We start from the raw sequence: 23,724 nt of genomic DNA on the forward strand, positions 1-23,724 counted from the left end.
ACCCGTTGCCTGCGGCCCGTGAGTGTCGGCGCCACGGATGGGCGGGGAGCCCGCAGCGGTGACGGCCGGCACCCGCGCACCGACGCCCCACGCTGACGCCGCCCTGGGCGACGCCGCGATCGCCGCCCGAATCTGGCCGCTGCTCGGCGCGAGCGCCCTGGGACTCGTGCCGTTCACCCTGTACTCCACGGCGCTCGTGGAGATCACCCGTGACGCGCAGAGCGATGCCGCGCTCATGGGCTGGCTGCGCGGCACGGGCGGGGTCGCCGCGCTGGTGGTGGGCCTCGGCTGTGCACCGCTGCTGGACCGGGTGTCCCGGGGAGCGATGGCCGCCGGCGCGCTCGCGGTGATCGGTGGCGCGTGCGCCGTGGCCGTCCACGGGACGGTGTGGTCCTGGACGATGTTCTGTCTGCTCGTGGGCGCGGCCACCTCCGTGCTGAACCCCGCGGTCTCGGCCATGGCCGCGGACCGTTTTGCGGACGGCGCCACGGCGGGCCGCGCGGCAACCCAGGTCTCCGCCACCATGACCCTCACCGCGGTTCTCGGCGCGCCGACCCTCGCCCTGTCCGCCCGGTGGTGGGGCTGGCGCGGGGATCTCCTGGCGGTGGTGGCACTGGCCGCGCTCACGGCGGTCGCTCTTGTCCGCCGGGGCGCGCCTGCCACGGCCGGAAGAAGCACCTCGGCAGCGGCAGGCGCTGGCACCGGGTACGGGCAGGCGCTGCGCACCGCGTGCAGGACGCCCGGGGTGGGAGCCCTCCTGCTCGTGTCCGTCCTTCGGACCACGGCGTTCATGGGGCAGCTGGCCTATCTGGCCGTGCTGTGCTCCGAGCGCTGGGGCGCGGGCCCGGGGCTGGTCTCCATGGTGTGGGGCGTCTCCGGGCTGTCCTTCTTCCTGGGCAACTGGTGCGGCGGGCGGTTCCTGCGCTCCGTGACCGCCGCGGACCGGGCCGCATGGCTCGCCGCGGGGGCTGCCACCCTGGGTGCCGGGTCGGTGCTCGTACTGTTCGTCACGGACCACGGTGGGGTGGCGGTCGTCATGACGGTGGTGCTGGGACTCACCCACGCGGTGGTGGCCGCCGTCGTGACCACGCTGCTGGTCCGTGCGTGCCCCGGAAGTCGCGGCACGGTCCTCGGGCTCAACGGCGCGGGGCAGAGCCTGGGTGTGTGCATGGGGGCCACGGTGGCCGGAGTGGGTCTCGCCCTCGGCGGCTGGCCGGGCGCGGGACTTGCCCTCGCGGTCGTGAGCGGGCTCTGCGCGCTCGTCGCAGGGCTTGCTGCGCGGCGCCTGCGTGCCGGCAGACCCCTCAGATGATGTGCTCCTCCCGGGCACGGCTCACGGCGGCGGTGCGGTTGTCCACGCCGAGCTTGTCGTAGATGTGCACCAGGTGGGTCTTCACGGTGGCCTCGGAGATGAACAGGGACTTCGCGAGTGCCCGGTTCGAGGCGCCCGTGGCCAGGCCCCGCAGGATCTCGACCTCCCGCGGGCTCAAGGAGGTCCCCGGGGTGCGGACCTGGTTCATGAGCCGCGCCGTGACCGAGGGGGAGAGCACGGGACGTCCCGCCGCGGCGTCGTGCACGGCCTGGCCGATACTCTCCGGCTGCGCGTCCTTGAGCAGGTAGCCGGTGGCACCGGCCTCGAGGGCGGCGACCACGTCCGCCTGGGTGTCGTACGTGGTGAGGATCAGCACGGGTGGTCCGCCCGCGGCGACGATCCGCCGGGTGGCCTCCAGCCCGCCCATCCCGGCGCCCATCTGCAGGTCCATGATCACCACGTCCACGCCGTGCCCGGGTGCCTCCAGCCGTTCCAGGGCGGCGCGCCCGTCCTGAGCCTCCGCGCACACGGTGATGTCCCCGAGGGACTCCAGCACCGCCCTCAGTCCGGCGCGCACCACGGGGTGGTCGTCCACGAGCAGCACTCTGGTGGTCATGCGGTGGCCCTGCCTCCGGGTCGGTGGTGGTCTGCTTCGGTGGACGACGCCGCAGGGTCGCCCTCGCCGCGGTCCGGCACCAGGGCCGGGGGAGCGGCGTCGTCGGTCCCCGGGATGGCGGGTGCCCCCGCCCAGGACGTTGCCCGCGCGAGCGGCAGCCGCACGTTCACGGCGGTGCCGCTGCCCGGCTCGGACTCCACCGTGAGCTCGGCACCCAGCTCGGCCGCGCGGCGTCGCAGGTGGGAGAGGCCGAACGAGTCCTCCTCGTGCGCGCGGGACACCGAGCGGGGATCGAAGCCCACGCCGTCGTCCACCACGTCCAGGGCCACGGCGTCGTCCCAGCCCTCCAGCGTGACCACCACACGGGTGGCCCGGGCGTGGGAGAGGACGTTCGCGAGCGTGGACTGCGTGGCCCGGATGAACAGCGTGCGCTGCCGGTCTGTGAGTTCGGGTGGCGTCCCCTGCACACGGAACTCGCACGCAAGCCCCGTGCCGGCGGCACGGGAGCCCTCCTCCGTGCGGCGGCAGACCTCGGCGAGCGCGCTCGGGAGGGACTCGTCCAGGGCGGGGGAGGCGAGGTCGCGGACGAACCGCCGGGCCTCGGCCAGGTTCGCGGCGGCGGTGTCCTCGATCGTGGCCAGCCGCGCGGCGGTCACCTCTCGATCGTCCAGGGACAGGGCCTGCTGGGCCGCGCGGGAGACGAGCACGATCGAGGTCAGTCCCTGCGCGAGGGTGTCGTGGATCTCCCGGGAGAGCCGTTCCCGCTCGGTCATGGTGCCCGCGGTGCGCTCGCGGCGCGCGAGCTCGGCGCGTGTGGACTCCAGCTGGCGGATCACGCTCACGTGGCGCCGGGCGTCCCGGTACAGGGCGCGGTAGCCGTAGCTGACCAGCACCGCCACGACCGCGCCGATGCTCGGTCCCACGGCCATGGGTGCCGTGAAGGTCCCGGAAGGGACGTGCAGCAGCTGGGAGAGCACCACCACGCCGGTGAGCACCACGATGCTGACCAGGGCCACCGCAGGAGGCAGCAGCACGGGGTAGAGGAAGAAGAGGGGGAAGACCACCCACGCGAAGTCCCGGCTCAGCAGCGCCAGGGCGATCCACAGGACGGTCACGAAGCCCAGCCACACGGGGGTCCAGCGCAGCCGCGCCGGGTTCGCGCGACCGCCGGCCACCCGGTTCTCCACCGTGGTGCCGAGCACGTAGGTCGTGGCGAGCAGGGCGGAGAGCACGAGCACCACCGCCGTGGTGGCACCGTCTCCTGGAGGCTGCATGAGTGTGCGCAGCACCGCCAGACCGAGCAGTGCGGCGAAGCTCAGGTGCAGGGTGACCCGCATGACCCGCAGCAGGGCCGGGGTGGACAACTCCTGACGCACGATCTGCCTTCCTGGACGGCGGCCGGGGAACGGGGGCAGGAGTGGCCGACTCCGTGGTCATGGTACGCAGGTGGCTCGGCAGGGCATCAACCGATCGGTTGATTCCCGGATCAACCCTCTGCGCGGCCCGGTTCAACCGCGCTGGCGATCCGCGGCGGACCGCGGCGCACGAGACTGGGAACAGTCCAGAAAACTACGTCACGGGAGTTCCCATGTTCTTGTCCCTGAGGGACATCACGTACGCCAAGGGCCGGTTCGCGCTGCTGGCCACGGTCGTGGCTCTCATCACCCTGCTGCTGGTCCTGCTCACGGGCCTCACCAACGGTCTGGGTCATCAGAACACCTCGGCCCTCGAACGGCTGGAAGCCCAGCGCATCGTGCTCCAGGCGCCCCCGGGCGATTCCGACACGCCCTCCTTCACCACGTCGCAGATCGACGAGAAGCAGCTCACCACCTGGGAAGACGCCGTGGGTGCTGACCAGGTCGAACGACTCGGCATCACCCAGACGAGCGCGAGCCGCGGGGCGCAGTCCCAGGGAGACTCCGCCCGCACGGACACCACCGCCGTGGCCGGCATCGCCCTGGAACCGGGAACCTCTCTGGCGCCCGGCCTGACCGCGACCTCCGGGGCCACCCACCCGGGCAAGGGGGAAGTGGTCCTCAGCGAGACCCTGGCCGAGGACCTCAAGGTTTCGGTGGGGGACACCGTCTCCATGGGCGGCACCAGCCTGAAGGCCACCGGGATCACGGAGGACGAGTACTACAGCCACGTCCCCGTGGCGTGGATGAGCACGGAGGACTACCCGGCCGTGGCCCACACCTCCCCGGAGGAGCAGGCCACCGCTCTGGCCCTGACCACTGCCGACTACCCCCAGGACGTGCCGGGCGACTCCGACACCGTGGCCCTGGACACCAAGGGCTCGCTCGCCGCGCTGCCCGCCTACCAGTCCGAGCGCGGATCGCTGCTCATGATGCAGGCGTTCCTCTACGGCATCAGCGCGATGGTCGTGATCTCCTTCCTGACCGTGTGGACAATCCAGCGCACCCGCGACATCGCCGTGCTGCGCGCACTCGGCGCCGGCCGCAAGTACGTGGTGGTGGACTCGCTCGTGCAGGCCGCCGTGGTGCTGACCGTCGGCGTCCTGGTGGGCGGCGCCCTGGGCCTGCTGGGCGGAATGCTCGCGGGCTCCGCGGTGCCCTTCGAGCTGAGCGTCGCCAGCGTGGCCGTGCCCGTGGTCGGGGTGCTGGTCCTCGGCCTGCTCGGTTCGCTGCTGGCCGTGCGCCGCGTCTCCACCGTCGACCCGATGATTGCCCTGGGAGGTAACTGATCATGCATGCTGCTGAGTCCGAACCGCGCCACCGCGCCGAGCACCACGAGCACCACCGGGGCCGAGCCCACGACCCCCGCCACGAGCACGACGCCGCCCGCCACCCGCAGGGCGACGCGCACCAGGGCGAGTCGGCCGGCGACGCCGCTCCCGCGCTGAGCGTCCGCGAGGTCACCCTCGAGTACCCGGACGGCACTGCCAACGACGGCACCCCGCGCACCGTGCGCGCCCTGGACCGCGTGAGCCTTGAGCTGCAGCGTGGGGAGATGACCGCCCTGATCGGTCCGTCCGGATCGGGCAAGTCCTCCCTGCTGGCCGTGGCCGCCGCCCTGATCAAGCCCACGTCCGGGACCGTGATGGTCGCGGGGGAATCCCTCACCGAGCTGCCGGAGAAGGAGCTCGCCCGGATCCGCCGTGGCCACACGGGCATGGTGTTCCAGCAGCCCAACCTGCTCGCGGCCCTGACCTCGCGCGAGCAGCTCGTGCTCTCGGCGCACGTGGCGGGCGCCCGCGGCAAGGAGCTCAAGGCGGCTCGCACCCGCGCGGACGAGCTGCTCGAACAGGTGGGCCTGGTGGACTGCGGCGACCGCCGTCCCCACCAGCTCTCGGGTGGTCAGCGCCAGCGCGTGAACATCGCCCGCGCCCTGATGAACGACCCCCAGCTGCTGCTCGTGGACGAGCCCACCGCGGCCTTGGACCAGGAGCGCTCGCGGGCCATCATGGAGCTGCTCGCGAACCTCACCCACGAGTTCCGTCTGGCCTCCCTGGTGGTCACGCACGACACCGAGTTCGTGCCGCTCGCGGACCGCTGCGTGACCATGGAGGACGGCCGTCTGCAGTGACCACCACGCCACCGGCGGCGCGCGCGGACATGGCCTGTCCGCGCGCCCGCCAGTGGTATTTTGGGAGCGGACTGACCTTTTGAACACCACCACGTACTCATCGGAGGCGGCATGAGCCATGCAGTGGGCCCCAACAGCGGCCACTCACCCAGGGCAGGAAATCGCACCACCAAGAAGCCGGGCGCGGCGTCCATCGTGGACGTCGTCAAGGTCTTCCTCAGGCTGCTGCCCAAGCAGCTCAAGGACGAAGCACAGCTGGCCGTCCTCGAGCTCAAGGCCAAGGGCATCAAGCTGGGCATCGGCGCCGCGTTCGCAGTGGTGGGTCTCATCTTCCTGGGCCTCGCCGTCATCGCCCTGGTGGGAGCGGCCATCGCCGGGCTCTCGCACGTGATGCCCGCATGGCTGGCGGCGCTGCTGCTCGCCGTGGTTTTCCTGGTGGTGCTCGCGATCCTCGCCCTGATCGGCGTGTCCAAGATCAAGGGTGCCCTGCCGCTCATGCCGGAGAAGGCCGTCTTTGGCCTGCGCTACGACCTCGGCGTCGTCAAGGAGGGCTCCGCCTACAACGAGGGCCGCGTGCAGCGCGACATCAACGAGGCGGAGCAGAAGAAGCAGCGCGAGAAGGAGGAGGCCGCGAACGACCCCAACCAGGTCAAGCCGGTCAAGCCCACGGAGGAGCAGCTGCGGAACCGCCTCAAGCTGCGCCGCGAGCACCTCAAGAGCCTGCGCGACGACACCCAGAACCGTGTGGACTCCGTGCAGTCCGCCACCCAGGGCTTCGTCAACCGCACCTCGCGGACGTTCTCCTCCACCCAGGAATCGGTCAAGTCCACGTTCGCCTCGAAGGGCGGCTCCCAGGGCGTGCGCCCGGAGGGATCCACCTCCACCTCGGACCTGCTGAGCGAGCGCTGGCAGCCCCTGGCCGTGGCTGCCGCAGCGGGCACCGCGTTCCTCGTGTTCCTGCGCAAGCTGCTGAAGTAGACGCACCCCTCGCGGTTCCTCGGAACCGATGAGTCCACAGAAGGCCGGGCCCTCGGGACCCGGCCTTCTGCGTGCCCGGAGGCGTGGCACCTCGGGTTCGGGACAGCGCCCGTCCGGGACTGTGGCGGGCCCGCATCGTGAGGGAGACGTCGGACGGGTGGCGCGCGCGGCGTCGGACCGGGTGCGCGTGCGGCGTCGGCGTGTGCCCGGAGAGTGGCGCTGGCTGAGAACCCTACGATGGGACCGTGACGTCCCAGCGAGGCTTGCGATGAACCAGTGGGTGGCGGTCGCGCTCGCGCTGGCCTCGGCGGTGTGCCTGGCGGTTGGCACGCAGACACAGTCCCGGGCCGTCACGGGCCACACCTCCGGAGCCCTGAGCCCCCGGGCGCTGCTTACACTGCTGCGCAACCGACGGTGGCTCGCGGGGACCGGGCTGCTCGTGCTGGGGATGCTCCTCAACGTCTCGGCCCTCGCCCTGGCCACCGTGACCGTGGTGCAGCCGCTCGGCGTCGTGGCCCTGGTGATCACCACGCTGCTGCACGCGCGCCGCGAGGGGCTGAGGATCAACCGCCGCACGTGGCTGGCCGTGGCCCTGTGCACCGCGGGCGGTGCGGGCTTCGTGGTGTGCGCCGTGGCGGGAACCGACCCCGCGCACCGGCCCGGCCCGGAGGCGGAGCGGCTGGTGGTGCTGATGCTGGTGGGTCTCGTGGTGCTCATGGGCATCGCGGAGATCTTCGTGCGCCGGCACCGGATCAGCATCTTCTACGTGCTCTGCGCGGGCGTGCTCTACGGCTTCGTGGCGGTGCTCGTGCGCCTGGTGGCCACGGCAGTGGGGGACGGCGGGATCGCGGCCGTGAACTGGCTCAGCGTGCTCATGGTCGTGGTGGCGGCCGCGCTCGGGGGCTGGATGGTGCAGTGCGCGTACTCGTGCGGGCCTCCGGACCTGGTCATCGCGGGGCTCACGGTGGTGGACCCCATGGTGGGAGTGGCGCTGGGGCTGGCAGTGCTGGGAGAGGCCGGGCCCACCTTCACAGGTGTGCTGGGGGCGGGCATGGGCGTGGCAGGTCTGATTGCTATAGTCGGCGTGGTCCTGCTCTCCCGGTACCACCCGGAGGTCGTCAGGCGCCGAGCCGCTGCTCGCAACGGCACCCGGGGCCAGGGAAGCGGCACCAGTCCCCGGTCCGCCTCGGCTGAGAGCCGGACCGGCCACGCCGACCAGTGACCTACGTACGGAACCCAACGCCTTGAAGATTCTGATCACCGCAGAGACCTACCCGCCCGACGTCAACGGGGCGGCGCAGTTCGGTCGCAGGCTGGCCCACGGGCTGCTCGAACGCGGTCACGAGGTCCACGTGGCCGCTCCCATGCCCACCCGCGGCGCCTCGCGGACCATGGAGGACCACGGCATCACGGAGCACCGGTTCCGCTCCCACCACGCGGCCACCCATCCGTACTTCCGGCTGTGCCTGCCGTGGGAGATCAAGCGGGAGGTGGCCCGGCTGCTCGACGAGCTGCAACCCGACGTGGTCCACGCCCAGTGCCACTACATCCTCGGCCGACTGATGATTCGCGAGGCGGCGCGCCGGGGCATCCGGGTGGTCGGCACCAACCACTTCATCCCGGAGAACATCGAGCCCTTCCTGCCGTTCCCGGAGTGGTTCATCCGGGGCTACCGCAAGGTCTCCTGGTGGGACATCGCCAGGGTGTTCCGCCACTGCGACGTGATCACCGCCCCCACGCCGCTGGCCGTGCGCACCATGGTGGAGAACGGGGTGCCGGACCGTGCGGTCGCGGTGTCCAACGGCATCGAGGCCGGGCACTACGAGGCCACGGCGGGCGAGGAGATCCGTCATCCGGACCACCCGGTGGTGCTGTTCTGCGGTCGGCTGGCGGTGGAGAAGAACGTCAACGAGCTCATCGAGGCCATGGCCCTGATCCCCCGGGAGAAGAACATCCACGCGGAAATCGTGGGGGAGGGGGAGCAGCGGGACCGCCTCGTGGCACTCGCCCACGAGCGGGGAGTGGCGGACCGCGTCCACTTCCTGGGGTTCCTGACCGATGAGGAGCTGCGGCTCGCGTACCTGCGGGCGGACGTGTTCTGCCAGCCCGGCACCGCGGAGCTGCAGTCCCTGGTGACCCTCGAGGCCATGAGCGCGTCCACCCCCGTGGTGCTCGCCAACGCCCGTGCGCTGCCGCACCTCGCGGACGAGGGGCGCAACGGCTACCTGTTCACGCCGGGGGACCCCGCGGACCTCGCGGCCAAGCTGCAGCTCGTGCTGGACGCGTCCCCCGAGCAGCGTCGCGCCATGGGCGCTCACAGCCACGAGATGGTGGCCCAGCACTCCTTTGCGCACACGCTGGACACCTTCGAGCGGATCTACGCCGGCGCCAGCCGCTGAGGACACGGCGCGGCGGGGGAGGCTCGCCCGCGTTCGATCAGCTCCCCTGCGCGGGTCGCCAGCGTCATGCGTGGCTCCGCATGCACCTGTTCCGCCCACCGCGTGCGGTACCGTGGAGCCGCGCTCGGTCACCGGGCGCAGATCCTGGGGCGGTAGCTCAGCTGGTCAGAGCAGAGGACTCATAATCCTTGGGTCGTGGGTTCAAGCCCCACCCGCCCTACTGGAATCGCCCTCTCACTAGGCATGATGCTTAGCGGGAGGGCGATTTTCGCGTTCGTGGGTCCGGGATCCATCCGAAACCCACTACTTACCGGAGAAAGCTTCCAGTTCTGCGGAGGCATCCGGCGCGTCCGCGAGCTTCTGGACGTAATGTTTCAGCGTGATCGCTTCGGAGGCGTGACCGAGTTGCGCGGAGGCAGCGGCCACGGATGAGGCGTGAGCGAGGCGGGTGGCGACGGTGGCGCGGATCATGTGCGGGTGGACGTGCTCGAAGTCGCTGCCCTTCAACGCGGCCCGCCACTTCTTACGGAAGTTGCTCGGGTCCATCGGCGTCTCGCGGGCGCTGGGGAACACGAGGTCCGTCCACTGCCGACGCCGCCTGAACACTTCCGCCCCGAACTGGGGGAGGAACAGCCGGTGATGCGACCCGGCTGACTTCGGGTGCGCTTGCCGCTGGATCTTCCCGTCCGGCCCGCGCACCACTGTCCCCGTGATCGACAACCGCGGCGTGTCCGTCTCGAGCTCCACGTCCTCCCACCGCAGCGCGAGCACTTCCCCGATACGCGCCCCGGTGGCGAGCAGCACGTCCAGAACGTCCCGTAGGTCGCCTTCTGGGAGTGTTTCGCGGAGTCGTTGGACCTGGGCCACGCTGAGGGCTTCCACGGCCTTCTGGGGCGCGTGTACGGGCTCCGTGGACAACATGGGGTTGGAGGGGATCGCGTTCCGCCGCGTCGCAAGGGAAAACAGGTGCCGCATGACCGTTTGGCACAGTTTCGCGGTCGGGGCGCCGTGAGCGTTCTTTATCTCCTGGAGCACGTTGTCCAACAGCCCCACGGAGCACTCGTTGAGTCGGACGGCTCCTAGCTTCGGGAGGATGTACCAGTCCAGCACCTCCCGGTAGCGGCGAACGGTGGCCGGCGCAGCGTCTTTGTCCTGGAACACGACCCACCAGACGGCGGCGAGCTCAGTAACGCGGGTGGTGCGCTCAATCGTCCCTTTGGTGGGCGTCTGACGATCCGCGATCGCGGTGCGGAGTGCGCGTTTCGCTGCGGCCTCAGACTCCCCGTGTCGTTCTACGAGCCGGACCCGGCCGTCCATGTCTCGGTAGCGGGTGCGGGCGCGCACGTGGCCGTTGGGCATGGTGGTGAGGGTGAAGTCCCCCGCGGTGCCCAGGGGGAGTGGTGGCCTACCCATTAGGCAGAGTCCAGAAATCAGAGAGGCCGGCGGGCGGTGCCGGATATTGGTGCTCGGTCAGCGGCCAGGGCTCAACTCCTAGGGCCGCTAGACGCGCCGCGGCCTCTCTCTCCAGCTGCGAAAGAACTTCTACCCTCTCAGCCAGCCATTCAAGCTCGTGGACTCGTGCCTGGAGCTGCATGTCGGATTCCTCCTCCCTGCTTTGCATGAGGGATTTAGCTCGTTCCTTTTCCAGCTCAGCCTGGGTTGTCCGAAGGTTGACGCGAGCCCCGTTGAGTTTTTGGGCAGCAAGGCGGACCTCCTCTGCTGGCTGGTTTAGGTCGCCGCCTTCCGGGGAACGCTTATGGCTCAGGGCTGGCCACGCCTTATAGGTGGGCAACTCCCAGACGGGAGTCACAGCCACTCGTTGGTTCGGTTCGTAGGGGGAATAAAGCAGGGTGGCGAGTGACACGCCGAGTGAGTCCGCGAGAACGATTGCCTCTTGCAGTGCGATCGTGTTCTTGGGGCGCACCTCGATATTGGCGATGGTGCTCCTGGGGATCGGATAGCCCCTCCTCTTCGTCTCGTTCGAGAGGTCCTGCGCGGACCACCCCAAGTTCTGCCGGTACCGGCGAACGTTCTGGCCGATGCTGCGGGTGAGCTCTCGCCCCCACTCTCTGCCGGTCTCTTCCGATGCGTCTTGTCCCATGCGGAGCAGTTTACGGCCGCTATTGCCCTGAGCAAATCATATGTGTACGATGATCTGCGTGGGCACAAGGTCCGCGTGAATTGTCCCGTCCGGGACAGATTGGAGATGTGGAAGTGGAAGATCAGTTCCTGACGATGCAGGACGTGGCGGACCGCTACGGCGTGAAGCTCCAGACCGTCCGTGCTTGGCGCATGACGGGGTACGGCCCCAAGGGCTTCAAGGTGGGCCATCTCGTGCGATACCCACTCGCGGAATGCGTGAAGTGGGAGGCGGAGCAGCTTGCTGACGCGAACGCCTGAACCGACCAGCACCAGGGCGCAAGCTCACAGGTCCGAGGGGGCCGCACCGGGGTCCACCATGCCCGCCGTGAGCCGGTACGCGGCGACGAAGCAGCGGGTCCGGGATCACGCCGCGGCGCACGGTTACCGGATGTCACGGAACTCCATCGAGCGGGCTGCCAAGTACGTCATGGCGGCTGAGGACGGTGCGTTCTTCGACGTGGGCCCGTCCCCGCTGACATACAGGGACGACACCGGGGAACGGGCCACCGGCCGCGGCTCCATCGGCGTCCACGAATTCGTCGCGGAGCTGATCCGATGAGCCCGCGCCGGCCCCGGGGCACCGTCCAAGAGCCTGTCGAGGATTACCACGACACCAATCGCCCCGCCCATGGAAAAAGCCGCCCCGGTGGTCATCCGACCAAGAACACCACCGAGACGGCCTCGAACAAAACAACTCCCAATCAGAAGGAGCTTCACATGTCTCAGACTACCAACGCACCCGCCCACCCCGCGAACGTCCCGCCCAGGTTCCGGGCTGAGTGCGACACAGACGGGAGCCTCATGTTCTGGGGCGCGGACCTCGTCGCCGAGGATGACTTCGAGGCCGAGGCGGTCAAGTATCCGGCTGCGCCCAACATCACCCGCTACAGCGTGGCGCTGCGTGTGGAGGAGGGCACGGCAGAGGAGACCCGCGCCGCCCTGGACCGGTTGTGCGCGTGGTGGGCATCACAGGAGGCGCACCTGGACGGTGCGGAGGTGGCCCGATGACCGCCCCCGCCGCCACACCCCTGACCGAGTACCGGGCACAGCTGACCGCGGAGCTTGAACGGCACAACGCCACCGCAGTGGGAGACCTGAACAACCCCCGCCACCCGAGCGCGTACATCCACTACATCCAGATGGACCGGTTCGAGAACGCGGTCCTCGAAGACCGCAAAGACTTCCGTGCGGTCTGTGGGTTCCAGTGGAAGAAAACCCCGCAGATAACCGAGCTGCGGAACGCGGAGTCCTCCTCGGACGAGTTCTGCCCCCGGTGCTGGGTTCTCGTGCACCGCACCCTGTTCGGCAGGTGGTCCCGATGAACGGGCTCATCCTGACCCCTCGGGGGTCCCGGTGGTGGGATGCGCTCACCGGGCTCGGAGCGGTGCTCCTGGTCTGCGGTGCGTTCTACCTTGCGTTGCTGACGGTAACGACCGTGACCGGGCCTGACATCGTGGCCGGCGACTCCGGCCGCGCTCCTGCGATCGACCCCATCACCTGACCGCGGTGGAGGGCGCCTTCGAGGGCGTCCCCACCGAAACCCTGCGCGCCGCCCTGGCCTACTTGGATCATCCGGATCCACAGGTCAGGGCGGCGTACTTGTTGGGGACGGTCATGGGACGCCAACATCACAAAGAATCCTTACCCTCACTCGTCCAGCACGTCGTCAAGAAATCACTGTCCGACCAAATGGGCGCGCCGCCGTGGGAGGAAAACCCGATCGCGGGTTACGACTATCCGCTAACGGATGCGCAGCGCCGAGAAATGTTCCCGCAGCGACGGGACACCGAATTTGATGGAAGGAGGGCCGCGTGAACGATGAAGGCCCTATTGCACCGGACCCCCTGGACGCAGCGTTCGGCGCGGACTGGCTCACCAAACAAGAATTCCCGCCCGTTGAGTACGTCGTGCCCGGAGTGATCCCGGAAGGCCTCACACTCCTGACCGCAGCCCCCAAAATTGGGAAAAGCTGGATGGTGCTGGGATTGGGGGTCGCGGCCGCGTCAGGGGGTTACGCGTTCGGTCAGATCAAGGTTGACCGGCGCCCCGTCCTGTACCTCGCCCTGGAGGACGGCAAGCGCCGGCTGCTGTCCCGGCTGCGCACGATCGGTGTTGAGCACGGCCCCGCCGGGCTCACGTTCATGACGGATCTGCCAGCGGGGCCGGTGCCCACGATCGACGCGTTCTTGGACCGCCACGCCCATGAGCAGCCGCTTGTCATCTTGGACACGCTCGGGAAGATTCGTGGGGTTTACGGGGGCAACGACGCGTACGGCAAGGACTACTCCCAGATGACGGCGTTGAAGGATCTCGTGGACGCCCGCCCCGGGTCCTCGCTGCTGCTCGTGCACCATACCCGCAAGGGAGAGGCGTCGGACTTCCTGGACAGCGTATCCGGAACGCAGGGTCTCGCCGGGGCCGCGGACAGCATCCTCGTGCTGCGCCGGGACCGTCACGCCGACGGCGCCACTCTCCACGTGACGAGCCGCGACGCCGTGGAAGGTGAGTACGCGGTGAACCTCGCGGACGGGTCCTGGACCCTCGAAGGGGCAAGTCTGCTGGAGGCGGCGCGAGCTGTGGAGCAGCGCAGGGCCACCGCGGGGGTGGGCGACCCGATGGCCGACCTCGTGTCGAAGGTTCACCAATACCCGGAAGGGGCCAAGGCCGCGGATCTTGCCACGCTGCTGGGGTGGGAGGTCTCCAAGGTCCGGACGTACCTCGGACGGGCTTGCGAGGCGGGCCGGATCGAGAAGCTGCAACGCGGCCTGTACGGCCCTGTTATTTCTGTTGCGAGTGTGTCGTCTGACCCCGGGGACTCCCACCGACAACACACAAATAACAGACATAACACGCACCACTTGGAGGTGGTGAAGTGACCGGGCCGCCCCCGCCGCCCTCTCAACCTGAACACGTCCCCCAGCTGCCCACCCGATTCCTGTCGGGTGGGCAGTCTCATTCCCAAGGACTACCGATGACCCAAGCATTCACCTGCGGTGTGTGCTCCCACCCCATTGGCCGGGACGCCCCACACATGCTGATCGACAACACGGTGGTGTGCCTCACCTGTACCGGCACGCGGGCGGCGCACAACATCACCGCTTGCCCCGTGAACTGGCACGACGGGTGGGACCACACCACACACGTCACCGACCGGGACACCGCCCGCGTCCTCCTCACCAACGGGGGGCACTCGTGAGCAGGAAACTGCGCGCTGTGCCCTACGTCTGGGACCGCGACACGAACCCCGTGGACGGCATCGCGTTGATGCTCGGACCGTTCGTCAAAGCGTTCGTTCCCCTGGACCGGGTACTGGAGATCTCCGACCGGATGGTGGACCTCTACGAGCAGCGGGAGGAGGTGGAGGAATGGGACTCCCACAAGAACCGCGGACGCTCCGACTGACCCCCGGTTCGCAGAACAAGAAGGGCGGCGTGTTCATCACCGCGGACAACGCCACCGTGTTCATCCCGCAATGGGCGCTACCGGATATCCGGCGGCAGCTCGCACAACTGCAACACAGATTGGAAAAGGCATGATCCTCAACACGAATGACTGGATCCGCGTCAAGGAAATCCGCACCGGACTCGAACCCCGACACCACCGCGTCGTGGCGTGGACGGACAACGGCGTCCCGCTGATCCTCGGGGTCCGCGGACTTCACGAGCCGCGGTTCCGCCGCTGGGTGCTGGAGGACAAGCTCACGCAGCTGTCCGTCCACGAGCAGCACGCCCGGGACGCCCTCGCGGACGAGCTCGGACGGCGGGGGGAACTCGTATGACCACCACACCCGGTGCGGAGAACATGCGGGAAGCCCTCGCGGATGCGATCGCGGCCACCGAACTCCCCGGCCCCGCCGAGCCCCGCCGAACCGAGCCGTCACTGTCCAAGGCCCAGGCCCGTTTCGTGGGGGAACTCGCGTGGCGCTGTGGTTTGGGACCGTCCGACATCTGGACCGCCACCACGCCCCGGCACCTCCTGGACAAAGACCGCAACCTGGACCCCGAGAAGCTCGCGGCCGCGATCGTGCGCGCCGCCCAGACCACGAAGGACAACCGATGACCGAGAACACCACCACGCAGGACGAGCAGCGCGACGAGGACACCACCCCCGACGAGCAGCACGAGGACCCCCAGGGCACCACCCCGGAGCAGCCGGAGGACGACGCCGCCCAGGACACCGAGGACCCCCAGGACGATGAGCAGGACGAGCAGCCCACCCCACTGGAGAAGCAGCTCGCCCGTGCGCGCCGTGAGGCCGCAGAACGCCGCGTCACCGCACGGGAAGCCACCGAACGGGCTGAGGGCCTCCAGGCCGAACTGGACACCGCACGCGGGGACCTCGACCGCTTCAAGCAGGGCATGGCGCGGGACATCGTTCAGCGGGGCATGAGCGTCACGTTCGATGCGTTCACCGCCGCCGGCCACACCCTCGAAGACCTGACCGACGAGGACGGCAGGCCCGACCCCGAGAAGATCCGAGCCCTGGACGATGAGCTCGGGGAGAAGTACGGGCGCACCCGATCCGGGAACTTCGGCGGGGTCTCCAAGATGGACGCCGCACGCGCCCTCGCCGACCGTTATACCAACCCGTTCACCGGCAACACCGCCGGCGGATCAACATGGGGTGACGTGCTCAAAAAGTAACCCCGAGCAATAGCAGGCGGGCCGCCACTATCCACCCCGGAAAGTGGCGGCCCGTCTCACCCCCGCGATAGACTGGAAAAAGATTCCCAGGCGGAATCTCGCCCAACAGCATAACGGTTCAAGCTCTCCCCGGCGGACAGCACCTTACACAGAGACCGATCCGGTTATCGGCCCAGTAAGCAGAACAAGACACCATCAATTGTTCAACCATTCCGCCCAAGGAGGGCTTTCGTATGTCAACGCTATTCTCCAAGGATCTTTCCCCGATCATCCCCGAGCAGGTCGCACAGGACCTCCTCATCACCCCGCTCGTGGAGACGAGCATCCTGTTCAACCCTGCGGTTTCCCGCACGGTCATTACCGGCAACCGGCAGATCCGGTTCCCGCGGATCACCCGCCACGCCACCGCCGCGTGGGTCGCCGAGGGCGCGGAGATCCCCGCCACCGACATCGCCGTGGGTGATGAGGTGATCGTGCCCTCGAAGGTCGCCGCCCTCTCGGACCTGACCCGTGAGTCCGCCGAGGACTCCGACCCTGCCGCCCAGGAACTCCTCGGGCAGTCCATGATCCGCGGTATCCGTGAGCGGCTCGACAACTCGTTCCTGAACTCGAAGAACGTCCCGTCGCTTTCCAAGCCCGAGCCCACCGGACTCGCTGGCCTGACCGGCGCAACCGAGGCCACCCTCGACCTCACCGACCTGGACAGCTTCGTGGCCGCCGCGTACTCCATCGCGCAGCTCGGAGGCACCGCCACCGCCTACATCGTGTCCCCGGAGGACGCGCTGACCATCGCGACCCTCAAGACAGCCACCGGCTCCAACCAGTCGCTCATCGAGCAGAACCAGCCCGGGGTCACCACCGTGAACGGGCTGCCCCTGATCGTGGCACCGCAGCTCACGGCCGGCACCGCGTACGCCGTGGACAACTCCGCGGTGATCGCCGTGGTCCGCCGTGACGCCACCGTGGAGACCAGCGACGCGCCCCACTGGTCCTCGGACCGGATCAGCGTCCGCACCACGATGCGGGCAGCGTGGGGATTCGCTGACCCCGCCCGTGTCGTGCGCATGACCACGGCCGCAGCCTAAGGGTATCGGGGCCGACCCTGTGCAACTACACGGCACGGGGTCGGCTCTTACACTATGTGGATGCATGAAATCTTAGTCAAAGCTGTCGCTTTTACCGTACCGCTCGCACCCTCTTTGGTTGGAGCCATCATTGCTTTTGGACTCAATGCAATGATGGAACGCGGAAGAGTCCGACGCCATCACGGTCTCCAGGTCCAGGATGCCGCGCTCAAGTACGTGGACGACTGTCGAAATATGAACCGACAGAATGTGCGTAACGCTAGAGAAGCGGAACAATATCAAAATATACTGAATATAGGTAAGAATACGCGGGCTACTTCAAGTCTTAACATTGAGGGTCGCAATATGTGGACCGAGGAGGCTCAGCGGCAGTTGGATCGTCTCGTTGCAAGCGAAGAAACTAAAGTGGAGACTGCTAAAGAGCTGAGGCTGTCTGATTTGTCCGTCTCCTTTCTGGCTCCTGGTCTCAACAAGTTTCGCGTTCCCCTCACAGAGGTTGCACGAAGCCCCAAGACCGCCCCCGAATCGGATCCATACCAATGGGACCGCGAGTACCAAGCGGAAGAGGAACGCTTCCTTCAGGCATTGCGCATCTATGTCGGCACCCCTAAAGCTCCAAAGAAGTTAACGCGCCCCGTAAAGAACTAAACCGATTGCGCAGCCGGTGTTGTCCCCATTTTCCGCTTGCCAGGCCCCACCCCCATGCCCCTCCCGGGTGGGGCCCGTGCGTCCCTGCGTGTCAGGGTGAGTTGAGTCCAGTGGTTCACAGCAAGTCCGCCTGACGCAGGGCGAGATTCAGGATCGATCACCATGAGTAGTTCCACGTTCGCCCCGCCGTTGTCCGCGATCGCCGATGATGGACAGATGAGTGACGCTCACCCTCGTGCTGGTGGCCCGGCTCGGCGCCGGAGCTTCACCCCGGAGCAGAAGCTGGCGCATCTGGCCGCCTACGAACAGGCCTGCCAGGAGCAGCAGGGTGGGGCCTACCTTCGCCGGGAGGGCCTGTACTCCTCGCTGATCAGCGAATGGCGCCGGATGCGCGATGCTGGCGTGCTCGAAGGCAAGGCGGCCGATGAAGCCGTTGGCCGGCCGAGTGCGGAGCAGGCCGAAATCGCCCGGTTGCGCCGCCAGCTGGCCGCCTCCCAGCAGAAGCTGGCCACCACCGAGACCGCCCTGGACATCATGGGAAAAGCACACGCGCTCTTGGAGCAGATTTCCGAGAGCGCGGACACCGAGCAGCCGCGCAAGAAGCGCTGATGGGCGCCTACACCGAGCTCACCGCCGCAGGCGTGACCACCCGGGACGCAGCGGGACTGACCGGGGTGTCGCGGGCCACCGCCACCCGCCGGCGGGCCCGGACAGCACCGGGACCTCGGACCGCGGTGGAGCCGGCCAACCGGCTCAGTCGCGTTGAGCGGGAACGGGTGCTGGAGGTGCTCAACAGTGACGAATTCGTCGACCAGCCCCCGGCCCAGGTCTACGCCACGCTGCTGGAGCGCGGGGTGTACCTGTGCTCGATCGCCACCATGTACCGCATCCTCGCAGCCGCCGCGCAGGTGAAGGAACGCCGGCGCCAGGCCCGTCACCCGGCCCGAGCGATCCCTGAGCTGATGGCCGACGGATCCGGTCAGGTCTACACCTGGGACATCACCAAGTTGCCCGGCCCGGCCAAGGGCGTCTACTACGACGCCTACGTGATGCTCGACGTCTACTCCCGCTACATCGTCGGCGCCCACGTCCACGCCCGAGAGTCCGGGCCTCTGGCCGAGGAGATGATGAAGGAGATCTTCGGGGTTCACGGTGTGCCCACCGTGGTGCACGCCGACCGCGGCACCTCGATGACCTCCAAACCTGTGGCCGCGCTGCTGGCCGACCTCGGCGTCACCCGTTCCCACTCCAGACCCAGCGTGAGCAATGACAACCCGTATTCCGAGGCGTGGTTCAAGACCTTGAAGTACGCCCCGGTCTTCCCGGACCGCTTCGGCTCTCTGGCCGACGCCCGGGCGTTCATGGCCGGTTTCGTCGAGACCTACAACCACGGACACCGTCACACCGGGATCGGGCTGCACACCCCCGCCGACGTCCACTACGGCCACGCCGCGACCGTGAGTCAGCAGCGCTCAGCGGCCCTGGCCGCGGCCCGCGCTACTCACCCCGAGCGCTTCTCCACCACCGCTGACCCGAAAATCCTCGCGCTACCCACCCACGCCTGGATCAACCAACCAACCGCCGCCGAACCGGTAGCCGCCTGACACCCACTGGCCTCAAACACCTTGAAAAATTCCGGAGACGACCAGCGGCCACAGGAATCCCGAGGCGGCATACGCCACACAGCGCACTGCCACATCGATCTACCCGTACGGCCCCCGCGGGAACCCCAACTGCGTCATCGTTGCCGCGGGTGACCGGTAGCCGGGCCTTACGTAAAGCAAGGGGGTCCCTGGCTGCGTCACCTACGAGGGGCGCTATGGCAGCCGTGTCGGTCGCCGCCGGACGGAATCCCCGGCTCGTTCGGCCTCGAGCGGGACAGGGCTGTGCAGTACGGCCGGCCCGCGGTGCAGGAACCCGTCCGAGAGCACTTGGCAGCGCAGGCCGCCCCGGCCGCGCATGGCGGCGTGCGCGCCCGGGGCGAGCACCCGGTCCATCCAGGCGCAGGGGTGGGCCGGCCGCCCACCCCGCAGCCGCACGAAAGCACCTTGGGACTCCAACGCGAATTCCCCGCCGAGCAGGGGCGCCAGCTCGGCGCCCCGGAGGACCACGTTGCGCCGGGTCAGGAGCGGGTCGAAGGGAGGTGTGCCCAGATCTGCCGCCATGGCCTCGAGTGCTTCGACGGCGAGCAGGGTGAGGGCGGCGTCCATGTGCGCGGCCTTGCCGAAGAACCGGTCGCCCACCACGCCCTTGCCGGCCACCAGCTCGACCCGGTCGGCATCCGTGGTGGGCACGTCCGCCGCGCCGTCCCGGGCGCGGCCGAAGTAGGCATGGCCCGGGGACACGAGCAGGTGCAGGATCTCCACGTCGTACTGATAGGTCTGCATCATGCCATCATTCCCTTCGTCACCACGGTTGCCGGCACACCGTAGACACCACCGGACGCACCGTTGATAGCGAGAATTTCAGCGTTCAGGTTTCCTCCTCCAAGCCCCGTCAGAGACCCGGGGGATCGGTTGTCTTACGGGCCTCCGGCGCGGCGCCAGCCACGATTGTAGACGGATCCGTCTAGCCAGAATAGACGGATCCGTCTAGCATGGTGCGCATGATGGCAGTCATCCCCGAAGCCCAGGCCACTGCGCCGAACCGGTCGCCTGCGAGGTCCACGGGAGCTCGTGAGCGGATCATGGCGACCGCCCGCCGGCTGTTCTACACACGCGGCATCAATGCCACCGGCATCGATCTGGTGATCGCTGAGGTCGGCGTGGCCAAGGGCAGCATGTATCACCACTTCGGCAACAAACAGGCTCTGGTAGTGGCTTACCTCCAGCAGGAGGAGGCCACCTGGAAAGCCGCTTCCGAAACCAGGGACGACCCCCGGGCCAGCGCGACTGAGCGCTTGAGAGTCTTCTTCGATGGAATCTCTGTCGATGTTCTGGCCGGCACGTTCCACGGATGCCCGTTCATGAACGCCGCCATCGAACGCCCGGATGATCTCGGGGTGGGCCAGGTGATCGCTCATTACCGGGAAGCACTGGCCTCACATATCGCCCATTTGCTCGGGGAGGACGGGTCCTCGACCGCGGTGGACAAGGTGATGGTGCTGTACGACGGGGCGAAAACGTCCGCCAAGATGACACGGGATCCTGCGCTGGTCGAGCTGGCCGCCGACATGGCCTGCGAAGTTGTTCATGGGCACGGTTCGACTCGCAGGCCGATAGCTCGGAAGGGATGAGCCCTGTTGACACCTGGCGACGACGATTCCGGACCATGATGCGTCCGGAAGCACGTGAGGTGGCGCACGAAGCCGACGAGGTCGTCCCGACGCGCCTGTGCGCGCGAGTTCCGCAGGTGGCCCGGGGAAAGGGTTGCGGCACAGACAACGCGGAAGACGGGGTGTGCGTACCACGCTGCGTCGGTGGGAAACCGCGGGTTGCCGGTGCAGAACCAGGTGCTGCATGAGCATGGAACCGTGGGTTCCTTTTCAAGTCCGAGTGATATCTACAAGAAAAAACGAGGAGACAAGAAAATGATGACGAAGAACACTTCCACCACGGGGATCGAGCAGATGGGGAATTCGGTACTGCGCTATTCCCTGGTGACGAACCTCGTCTGGATCGGTTCCCTGAAATTCCAGGACTACGAGATGGAGAACATCAGGCCCCTGGTCACCTCCAGCCCCTTGTTCTCCGGGGTGCTCAAGAAGCTGGGGGAGAAGAAGACAGCGCAGCTGATCGGGGTGGCCGAGATCGGTATGGGAGCTCTCATCGCCGCCAAGCCCCTCGCCCCGCGCGCTTCGGCCCTGGGCAGCCTCGGGGCGGTAGGGATGTTCGTCACCACGCTCAGTTTCATGGCCACGACCCCGGGAGTGCAGCAGGAGAACCACGGGAAAACCAAGTTGTCCATGGTGGGGCAGTTCCTGCTCAAGGACACCGTGCTTCTGGGGGCATCCATCCTCACGGCTGCCGAGTCGCTGCAGCACGCCCGCCGCCGGTAGCCCGGAAACGACCGTTGCCGTGACCCGGAACGAGCCGGGACGGGAACTGCTGGTGCGGTACCCCGTCCCGGCCCATGTTCTCTGCCCCGGTGACCTGGGGGCCGGTTGGTCAGCGCGCCGGCGGCGGCGAAGCCCTGGAGCCGGCGCGCTGAGGGTTCAGCCGGTGGGCGGCCACTCAGTCGGAGGAAATCAGTTTCATGGAGATCGAGTTGATGCAGAACCGCTGATCGGTGGGGGTCTGGAAACCTTCACCTTCGAAGAGGTGCCCCAGGTGGGAGTCGCATCGGGAACAGCGCACTTCGATGCGCTCCATCCCCAAGGACCGATCACGTAGGTAACGCACCCTGTCCTCGGCCAGGGGAGCCCAGAACGAGGGCCACCCGCAGTGCGAGTCGAACTTATCAGTGCTGGTGAACAGCTCTTGGCCACACGCCCGGCACTGATAGACACCGGTGGTGTGCGCGTCGTAGTACTGGCCCGTGTACGGCCTCTCGGTGCCCGCCTTCCGGAGTACCTGGAACTCCTGCGGCGTCAGTTCCTCACGCCACTGCTCCTCACTCTTGTGCACCTCGGGCCGGTAGTTGTCGTATCCAGTGTTCATGACGGCTTCAACGGTCCCCGGCCCCTGCGTGTCAGGGTGAGTTGAGTCCAGTGGTTCACAGCAAGTCCGCCTGACGCAGGGCGAGATTCAGGATCGATCACCATGAGTAGTTCCACGTTCGCCCCGCCGTTGTCCGCGATCGCCGATGATGGACAGATGAGTGACGCTCACCCTCGTGCTGGTGGCCCGGCTCGGCGCCGGAGCTTCACCCCGGAGCAGAAGCTGGCGCATCTGGCCGCCTACGAACAGGCCTGCCAGGAGCAGCAGGGTGGGGCCTACCTTCGCCGGGAGGGCCTGTACTCCTCGCTGATCAGCGAATGGCGCCGGATGCGCGATGCTGGCGTGCTCGAAGGCAAGGCGGCCGATGAAGCCGTTGGCCGGCCGAGTGCGGAGCAGGCCGAAATCGCCCGGTTGCGCCGCCAGCTGGCCGCCTCCCAGCAGAAGCTGGCCACCACCGAGACCGCCCTGGACATCATGGGAAAAGCACACGCGCTCTTGGAGCAGATTTCCGAGAGCGCGGACACCGAGCAGCCGCGCAAGAAGCGCTGATGGGCGCCTACACCGAGCTCACCGCCGCAGGCGTGACCACCCGGGACGCAGCGGGACTGACCGGGGTGTCGCGGGCCACCGCCACCCGCCGGCGGGCCCGGACAGCACCGGGACCTCGGACCGCGGTGGAGCCGGCCAACCGGCTCAGTCGCGTTGAGCGGGAACGGGTGCTGGAGGTGCTCAACAGTGACGAATTCGTCGACCAGCCCCCGGCCCAGGTCTACGCCACGCTGCTGGAGCGCGGGGTGTACCTGTGCTCGATCGCCACCATGTACCGCATCCTCGCAGCCGCCGCGCAGGTGAAGGAACGCCGGCGCCAGGCCCGTCACCCGGCCCGAGCGATCCCTGAGCTGATGGCCGACGGATCCGGTCAGGTCTACACCTGGGACATCACCAAGTTGCCCGGCCCGGCCAAGGGCGTCTACTACGACGCCTACGTGATGCTCGACGTCTACTCCCGCTACATCGTCGGCGCCCACGTCCACGCCCGAGAGTCCGGGCCTCTGGCCGAGGAGATGATGAAGGAGATCTTCGGGGTTCACGGTGTGCCCACCGTGGTGCACGCCGACCGCGGCACCTCGATGACCTCCAAACCTGTGGCCGCGCTGCTGGCCGACCTCGGCGTCACCCGTTCCCACTCCAGACCCAGCGTGAGCAATGACAACCCGTATTCCGAGGCGTGGTTCAAGACCTTGAAGTACGCCCCGGTCTTCCCGGACCGCTTCGGCTCTCTGGCCGACGCCCGGGCGTTCATGGCCGGTTTCGTCGAGACCTACAACCACGGACACCGTCACACCGGGATCGGGCTGCACACCCCCGCCGACGTCCACTACGGCCACGCCGCGACCGTGAGTCAGCAGCGCTCAGCGGCCCTGGCCGCGGCCCGCGCTACTCACCCCGAGCGCTTCTCCACCACCGCTGACCCGAAAATCCTCGCGCTACCCACCCACGCCTGGATCAACCAACCAACCGCCGCCGAACCGGTAGCCGCCTGACACCCACTGGCCTCAAACACCTTGAAAAATTCCGCGTCGCCCCCGGCATAGTCAGATCCCTCCCCAGGGTTTCCACACCGTTTACTGTGCGTCTGACCTGGGGCGCTTCAGGGTGGTTCTGAGCCCGGTCTGTGGACTTCTAGAGGCGGGTTTGTGCCGCGTGTTTCCGGGGTTTTTCGCGTACACATGGGCCGCGCCCCGGGTTCTGGGTCG

30 protein-coding genes and 1 tRNA gene are annotated in these 23,724 nt (G+C 68.0%); 25 read left to right on the forward strand and 6 right to left on the reverse strand.

Annotation, left to right across the window (positions count from 1 at the left end):
• The first annotated feature begins 58 nt into the window (after positions 1 to 58).
• Positions 59 to 1,312, forward strand: coding sequence for an MFS transporter (locus tag P8S73_RS11040; protein WP_065118182.1), 1,254 nt, complete (start codon positions 59 to 61; stop codon positions 1,310 to 1,312).
• On the opposite strand, the gene P8S73_RS11045 is transcribed toward P8S73_RS11040, so the two are convergent.
• Both P8S73_RS11045 and P8S73_RS11050 read right to left on the reverse strand, forming a co-directional pair.
• Positions 1,305 to 1,928: a response regulator gene (locus P8S73_RS11045; protein ID WP_396350402.1), complete on the reverse strand. Its 624-nt coding sequence runs from the start codon at positions 1,926 to 1,928 to the stop codon at positions 1,305 to 1,307. The two genes, P8S73_RS11040 and P8S73_RS11045, sit on opposite strands and share 8 nt — an antisense overlap.
• Entirely contained in the window at positions 1,925 to 3,304 is a 1,380-nt protein-coding gene (locus P8S73_RS11050) for a sensor histidine kinase (protein ID WP_396350403.1), read from the reverse strand. Before P8S73_RS11050 ends, P8S73_RS11045 begins: the two co-directional genes overlap by 4 nt.
• A 212-nt stretch (positions 3,305 to 3,516) precedes the next feature.
• On the opposite strand from P8S73_RS11050, the gene P8S73_RS11055 reads away from it, so the two are divergent.
• The 6 genes from P8S73_RS11055 (at position 3,517) to P8S73_RS11080 (ending at position 9,071) form a co-directional block, all read left to right on the forward strand.
• A complete protein-coding gene (locus P8S73_RS11055; RefSeq protein WP_396350404.1) occupies positions 3,517 to 4,632 on the forward strand; it encodes an ABC transporter permease in 1,116 nt (371 codons plus the stop codon).
• Between the two features lie 2 nt (positions 4,633 to 4,634).
• Positions 4,635 to 5,474, forward strand: coding sequence for an ABC transporter ATP-binding protein (locus tag P8S73_RS11060; protein WP_396350405.1), 840 nt, complete (start codon positions 4,635 to 4,637; stop codon positions 5,472 to 5,474).
• A 111-nt stretch (positions 5,475 to 5,585) separates the two neighbouring features.
• Positions 5,586 to 6,452, forward strand: a complete 867-nt coding sequence (locus P8S73_RS11065; RefSeq protein WP_039102330.1) for a phage holin family protein — start codon at positions 5,586 to 5,588, stop codon at positions 6,450 to 6,452.
• Between the two features lie 268 nt (positions 6,453 to 6,720).
• The gene (locus P8S73_RS11070) at positions 6,721 to 7,674 is read left to right on the forward strand and encodes a DMT family transporter (protein WP_144803247.1); all 954 of its coding nucleotides are present in this window, start codon (positions 6,721 to 6,723) and stop codon (positions 7,672 to 7,674) included.
• A 22-nt stretch (positions 7,675 to 7,696) separates the two neighbouring features.
• The gene (locus tag P8S73_RS11075; protein ID WP_144803251.1) at positions 7,697 to 8,851 is read left to right on the forward strand and encodes a glycosyltransferase; all 1,155 of its coding nucleotides are present in this window, start codon (positions 7,697 to 7,699) and stop codon (positions 8,849 to 8,851) included.
• A gap of 146 nt (positions 8,852 to 8,997) precedes the next feature.
• Positions 8,998 to 9,071 (forward strand) — tRNA-Ile (locus tag P8S73_RS11080).
• Between the two features lie 83 nt (positions 9,072 to 9,154).
• Here the strand turns inward: P8S73_RS11080 and P8S73_RS11085 are convergent.
• The gene (locus P8S73_RS11085; RefSeq protein ID WP_257744965.1) at positions 9,155 to 10,210 is read right to left on the reverse strand and encodes a site-specific integrase; all 1,056 of its coding nucleotides are present in this window, start codon (positions 10,208 to 10,210) and stop codon (positions 9,155 to 9,157) included.
• Between the two features lie 46 nt (positions 10,211 to 10,256).
• A complete protein-coding gene (locus P8S73_RS11090) occupies positions 10,257 to 10,952 on the reverse strand; it encodes a helix-turn-helix domain-containing protein (protein ID WP_257744964.1) in 696 nt (231 codons plus the stop codon).
• A gap of 113 nt (positions 10,953 to 11,065) precedes the next feature.
• On the opposite strand from P8S73_RS11090, the gene P8S73_RS11095 reads away from it, so the two are divergent.
• From P8S73_RS11095 to P8S73_RS11165, 15 genes are all read left to right on the forward strand, one after another.
• Positions 11,066 to 11,251, forward strand: coding sequence for an AlpA family transcriptional regulator (locus P8S73_RS11095; RefSeq protein WP_257744963.1), 186 nt, complete (start codon positions 11,066 to 11,068; stop codon positions 11,249 to 11,251).
• A 130-nt stretch (positions 11,252 to 11,381) separates the two neighbouring features.
• Positions 11,382 to 11,552, forward strand: a complete 171-nt coding sequence (locus tag P8S73_RS11100) for a hypothetical protein (protein WP_257744962.1) — start codon at positions 11,382 to 11,384, stop codon at positions 11,550 to 11,552.
• A 158-nt stretch (positions 11,553 to 11,710) separates the two neighbouring features.
• The gene (locus P8S73_RS11105) at positions 11,711 to 12,001 is read left to right on the forward strand and encodes a hypothetical protein (protein ID WP_257744961.1); all 291 of its coding nucleotides are present in this window, start codon (positions 11,711 to 11,713) and stop codon (positions 11,999 to 12,001) included.
• Positions 11,998 to 12,315, forward strand: a complete 318-nt coding sequence (locus tag P8S73_RS11110; protein ID WP_257744960.1) for a hypothetical protein — start codon at positions 11,998 to 12,000, stop codon at positions 12,313 to 12,315. Before P8S73_RS11105 ends, P8S73_RS11110 begins: the two co-directional genes overlap by 4 nt.
• Positions 12,312 to 12,494, forward strand: a complete 183-nt coding sequence (locus tag P8S73_RS11115; RefSeq protein WP_257744959.1) for a hypothetical protein — start codon at positions 12,312 to 12,314, stop codon at positions 12,492 to 12,494. The genes P8S73_RS11110 and P8S73_RS11115 overlap by 4 nt, the downstream gene beginning before the upstream one ends.
• Positions 12,495 to 12,499: 5 nt before the next feature.
• Entirely contained in the window at positions 12,500 to 12,808 is a 309-nt protein-coding gene (locus P8S73_RS11120; RefSeq protein ID WP_257744958.1) for a hypothetical protein, read from the forward strand.
• Positions 12,805 to 13,869: a helicase RepA family protein gene (locus P8S73_RS11125; RefSeq protein ID WP_257744957.1), complete on the forward strand. Its 1,065-nt coding sequence runs from the start codon at positions 12,805 to 12,807 to the stop codon at positions 13,867 to 13,869. Before P8S73_RS11120 ends, P8S73_RS11125 begins: the two co-directional genes overlap by 4 nt.
• Before the next feature lie 95 nt (positions 13,870 to 13,964).
• Positions 13,965 to 14,189 (forward strand): hypothetical protein, encoded by a 225-nt coding sequence (locus P8S73_RS11130; RefSeq protein WP_257744956.1) that lies wholly within the window; start codon positions 13,965 to 13,967, stop codon positions 14,187 to 14,189.
• A 17-nt stretch (positions 14,190 to 14,206) separates the two neighbouring features.
• On the forward strand, positions 14,207 to 14,395 hold the full coding sequence (locus tag P8S73_RS11135) for a hypothetical protein (protein WP_396350406.1): 189 nt from the start codon (positions 14,207 to 14,209) through the stop codon (positions 14,393 to 14,395).
• Positions 14,396 to 14,525: 130 nt separating this feature from the next.
• The gene (locus tag P8S73_RS11140) at positions 14,526 to 14,771 is read left to right on the forward strand and encodes a hypothetical protein (protein ID WP_257744954.1); all 246 of its coding nucleotides are present in this window, start codon (positions 14,526 to 14,528) and stop codon (positions 14,769 to 14,771) included.
• Positions 14,768 to 15,052, forward strand: a complete 285-nt coding sequence (locus P8S73_RS11145; protein WP_257744953.1) for a hypothetical protein — start codon at positions 14,768 to 14,770, stop codon at positions 15,050 to 15,052. The genes P8S73_RS11140 and P8S73_RS11145 overlap by 4 nt, the downstream gene beginning before the upstream one ends.
• Positions 15,049 to 15,636 (forward strand): hypothetical protein, encoded by a 588-nt coding sequence (locus tag P8S73_RS11150; RefSeq protein WP_257744952.1) that lies wholly within the window; start codon positions 15,049 to 15,051, stop codon positions 15,634 to 15,636. Before P8S73_RS11145 ends, P8S73_RS11150 begins: the two co-directional genes overlap by 4 nt.
• Before the next feature lie 233 nt (positions 15,637 to 15,869).
• On the forward strand, positions 15,870 to 16,721 hold the full coding sequence (locus P8S73_RS11155; RefSeq protein ID WP_257744951.1) for a phage major capsid protein: 852 nt from the start codon (positions 15,870 to 15,872) through the stop codon (positions 16,719 to 16,721).
• Positions 16,722 to 16,781: 60 nt separating this feature from the next.
• Complete coding sequence (locus P8S73_RS11160; protein ID WP_257744950.1) at positions 16,782 to 17,369, forward strand: hypothetical protein; 588 nt, start codon at positions 16,782 to 16,784, stop codon at positions 17,367 to 17,369.
• Positions 17,370 to 17,585: 216 nt separating this feature from the next.
• Positions 17,586 to 18,973 (forward strand): IS3 family transposase gene (locus P8S73_RS11165; RefSeq protein WP_370518181.1). Its coding sequence is split into 2 segments (ribosomal slippage): positions 17,586 to 17,934 and positions 17,934 to 18,973, totalling 1,389 coding nucleotides; the frame shifts between segments, so codons are not numbered across the junction.
• A 213-nt stretch (positions 18,974 to 19,186) separates the two neighbouring features.
• On the opposite strand, the gene P8S73_RS11170 is transcribed toward P8S73_RS11165, so the two are convergent.
• Entirely contained in the window at positions 19,187 to 19,759 is a 573-nt protein-coding gene (locus P8S73_RS11170; protein ID WP_011117093.1) for an MOSC domain-containing protein, read from the reverse strand.
• A gap of 215 nt (positions 19,760 to 19,974) precedes the next feature.
• Between P8S73_RS11170 and P8S73_RS11175 the strand changes: the two genes are divergently transcribed.
• Both P8S73_RS11175 and P8S73_RS11180 read left to right on the forward strand, forming a co-directional pair.
• Positions 19,975 to 20,604 carry a TetR/AcrR family transcriptional regulator gene (locus P8S73_RS11175; protein WP_158443063.1) on the forward strand — a complete coding sequence of 210 codons (630 nt, stop codon included), beginning with the start codon at positions 19,975 to 19,977 and terminating at the stop codon, positions 20,602 to 20,604.
• A gap of 297 nt (positions 20,605 to 20,901) precedes the next feature.
• Positions 20,902 to 21,366 carry a YkgB family protein gene (locus P8S73_RS11180; protein WP_051050204.1) on the forward strand — a complete coding sequence of 155 codons (465 nt, stop codon included), beginning with the start codon at positions 20,902 to 20,904 and terminating at the stop codon, positions 21,364 to 21,366.
• Positions 21,367 to 21,541: 175 nt separating this feature from the next.
• Here P8S73_RS11180 and msrB read toward each other — a convergent pair whose 3' ends face one another.
• A complete protein-coding gene (msrB, locus tag P8S73_RS11185) occupies positions 21,542 to 21,967 on the reverse strand; it encodes a peptide-methionine (R)-S-oxide reductase MsrB (protein ID WP_053447646.1) in 426 nt (141 codons plus the stop codon).
• 156 nt (positions 21,968 to 22,123) lie between these two features.
• Here msrB and P8S73_RS11190 point away from each other — a divergent pair.
• A protein-coding gene (locus P8S73_RS11190; protein ID WP_370518181.1) for an IS3 family transposase occupies positions 22,124 to 23,511 on the forward strand; the annotation gives its coding sequence in 2 pieces (ribosomal slippage) (positions 22,124 to 22,472 and positions 22,472 to 23,511; 1,389 coding nt in all).
• Positions 23,512 to 23,724 lie beyond the last annotated feature (213 nt).

The organism is Kocuria sp. ChxB, assembly GCF_044359605.1.
In the GTDB taxonomy this organism is placed as follows: domain Bacteria; phylum Actinomycetota; class Actinomycetes; order Actinomycetales; family Micrococcaceae; genus Kocuria; species Kocuria rhizophila.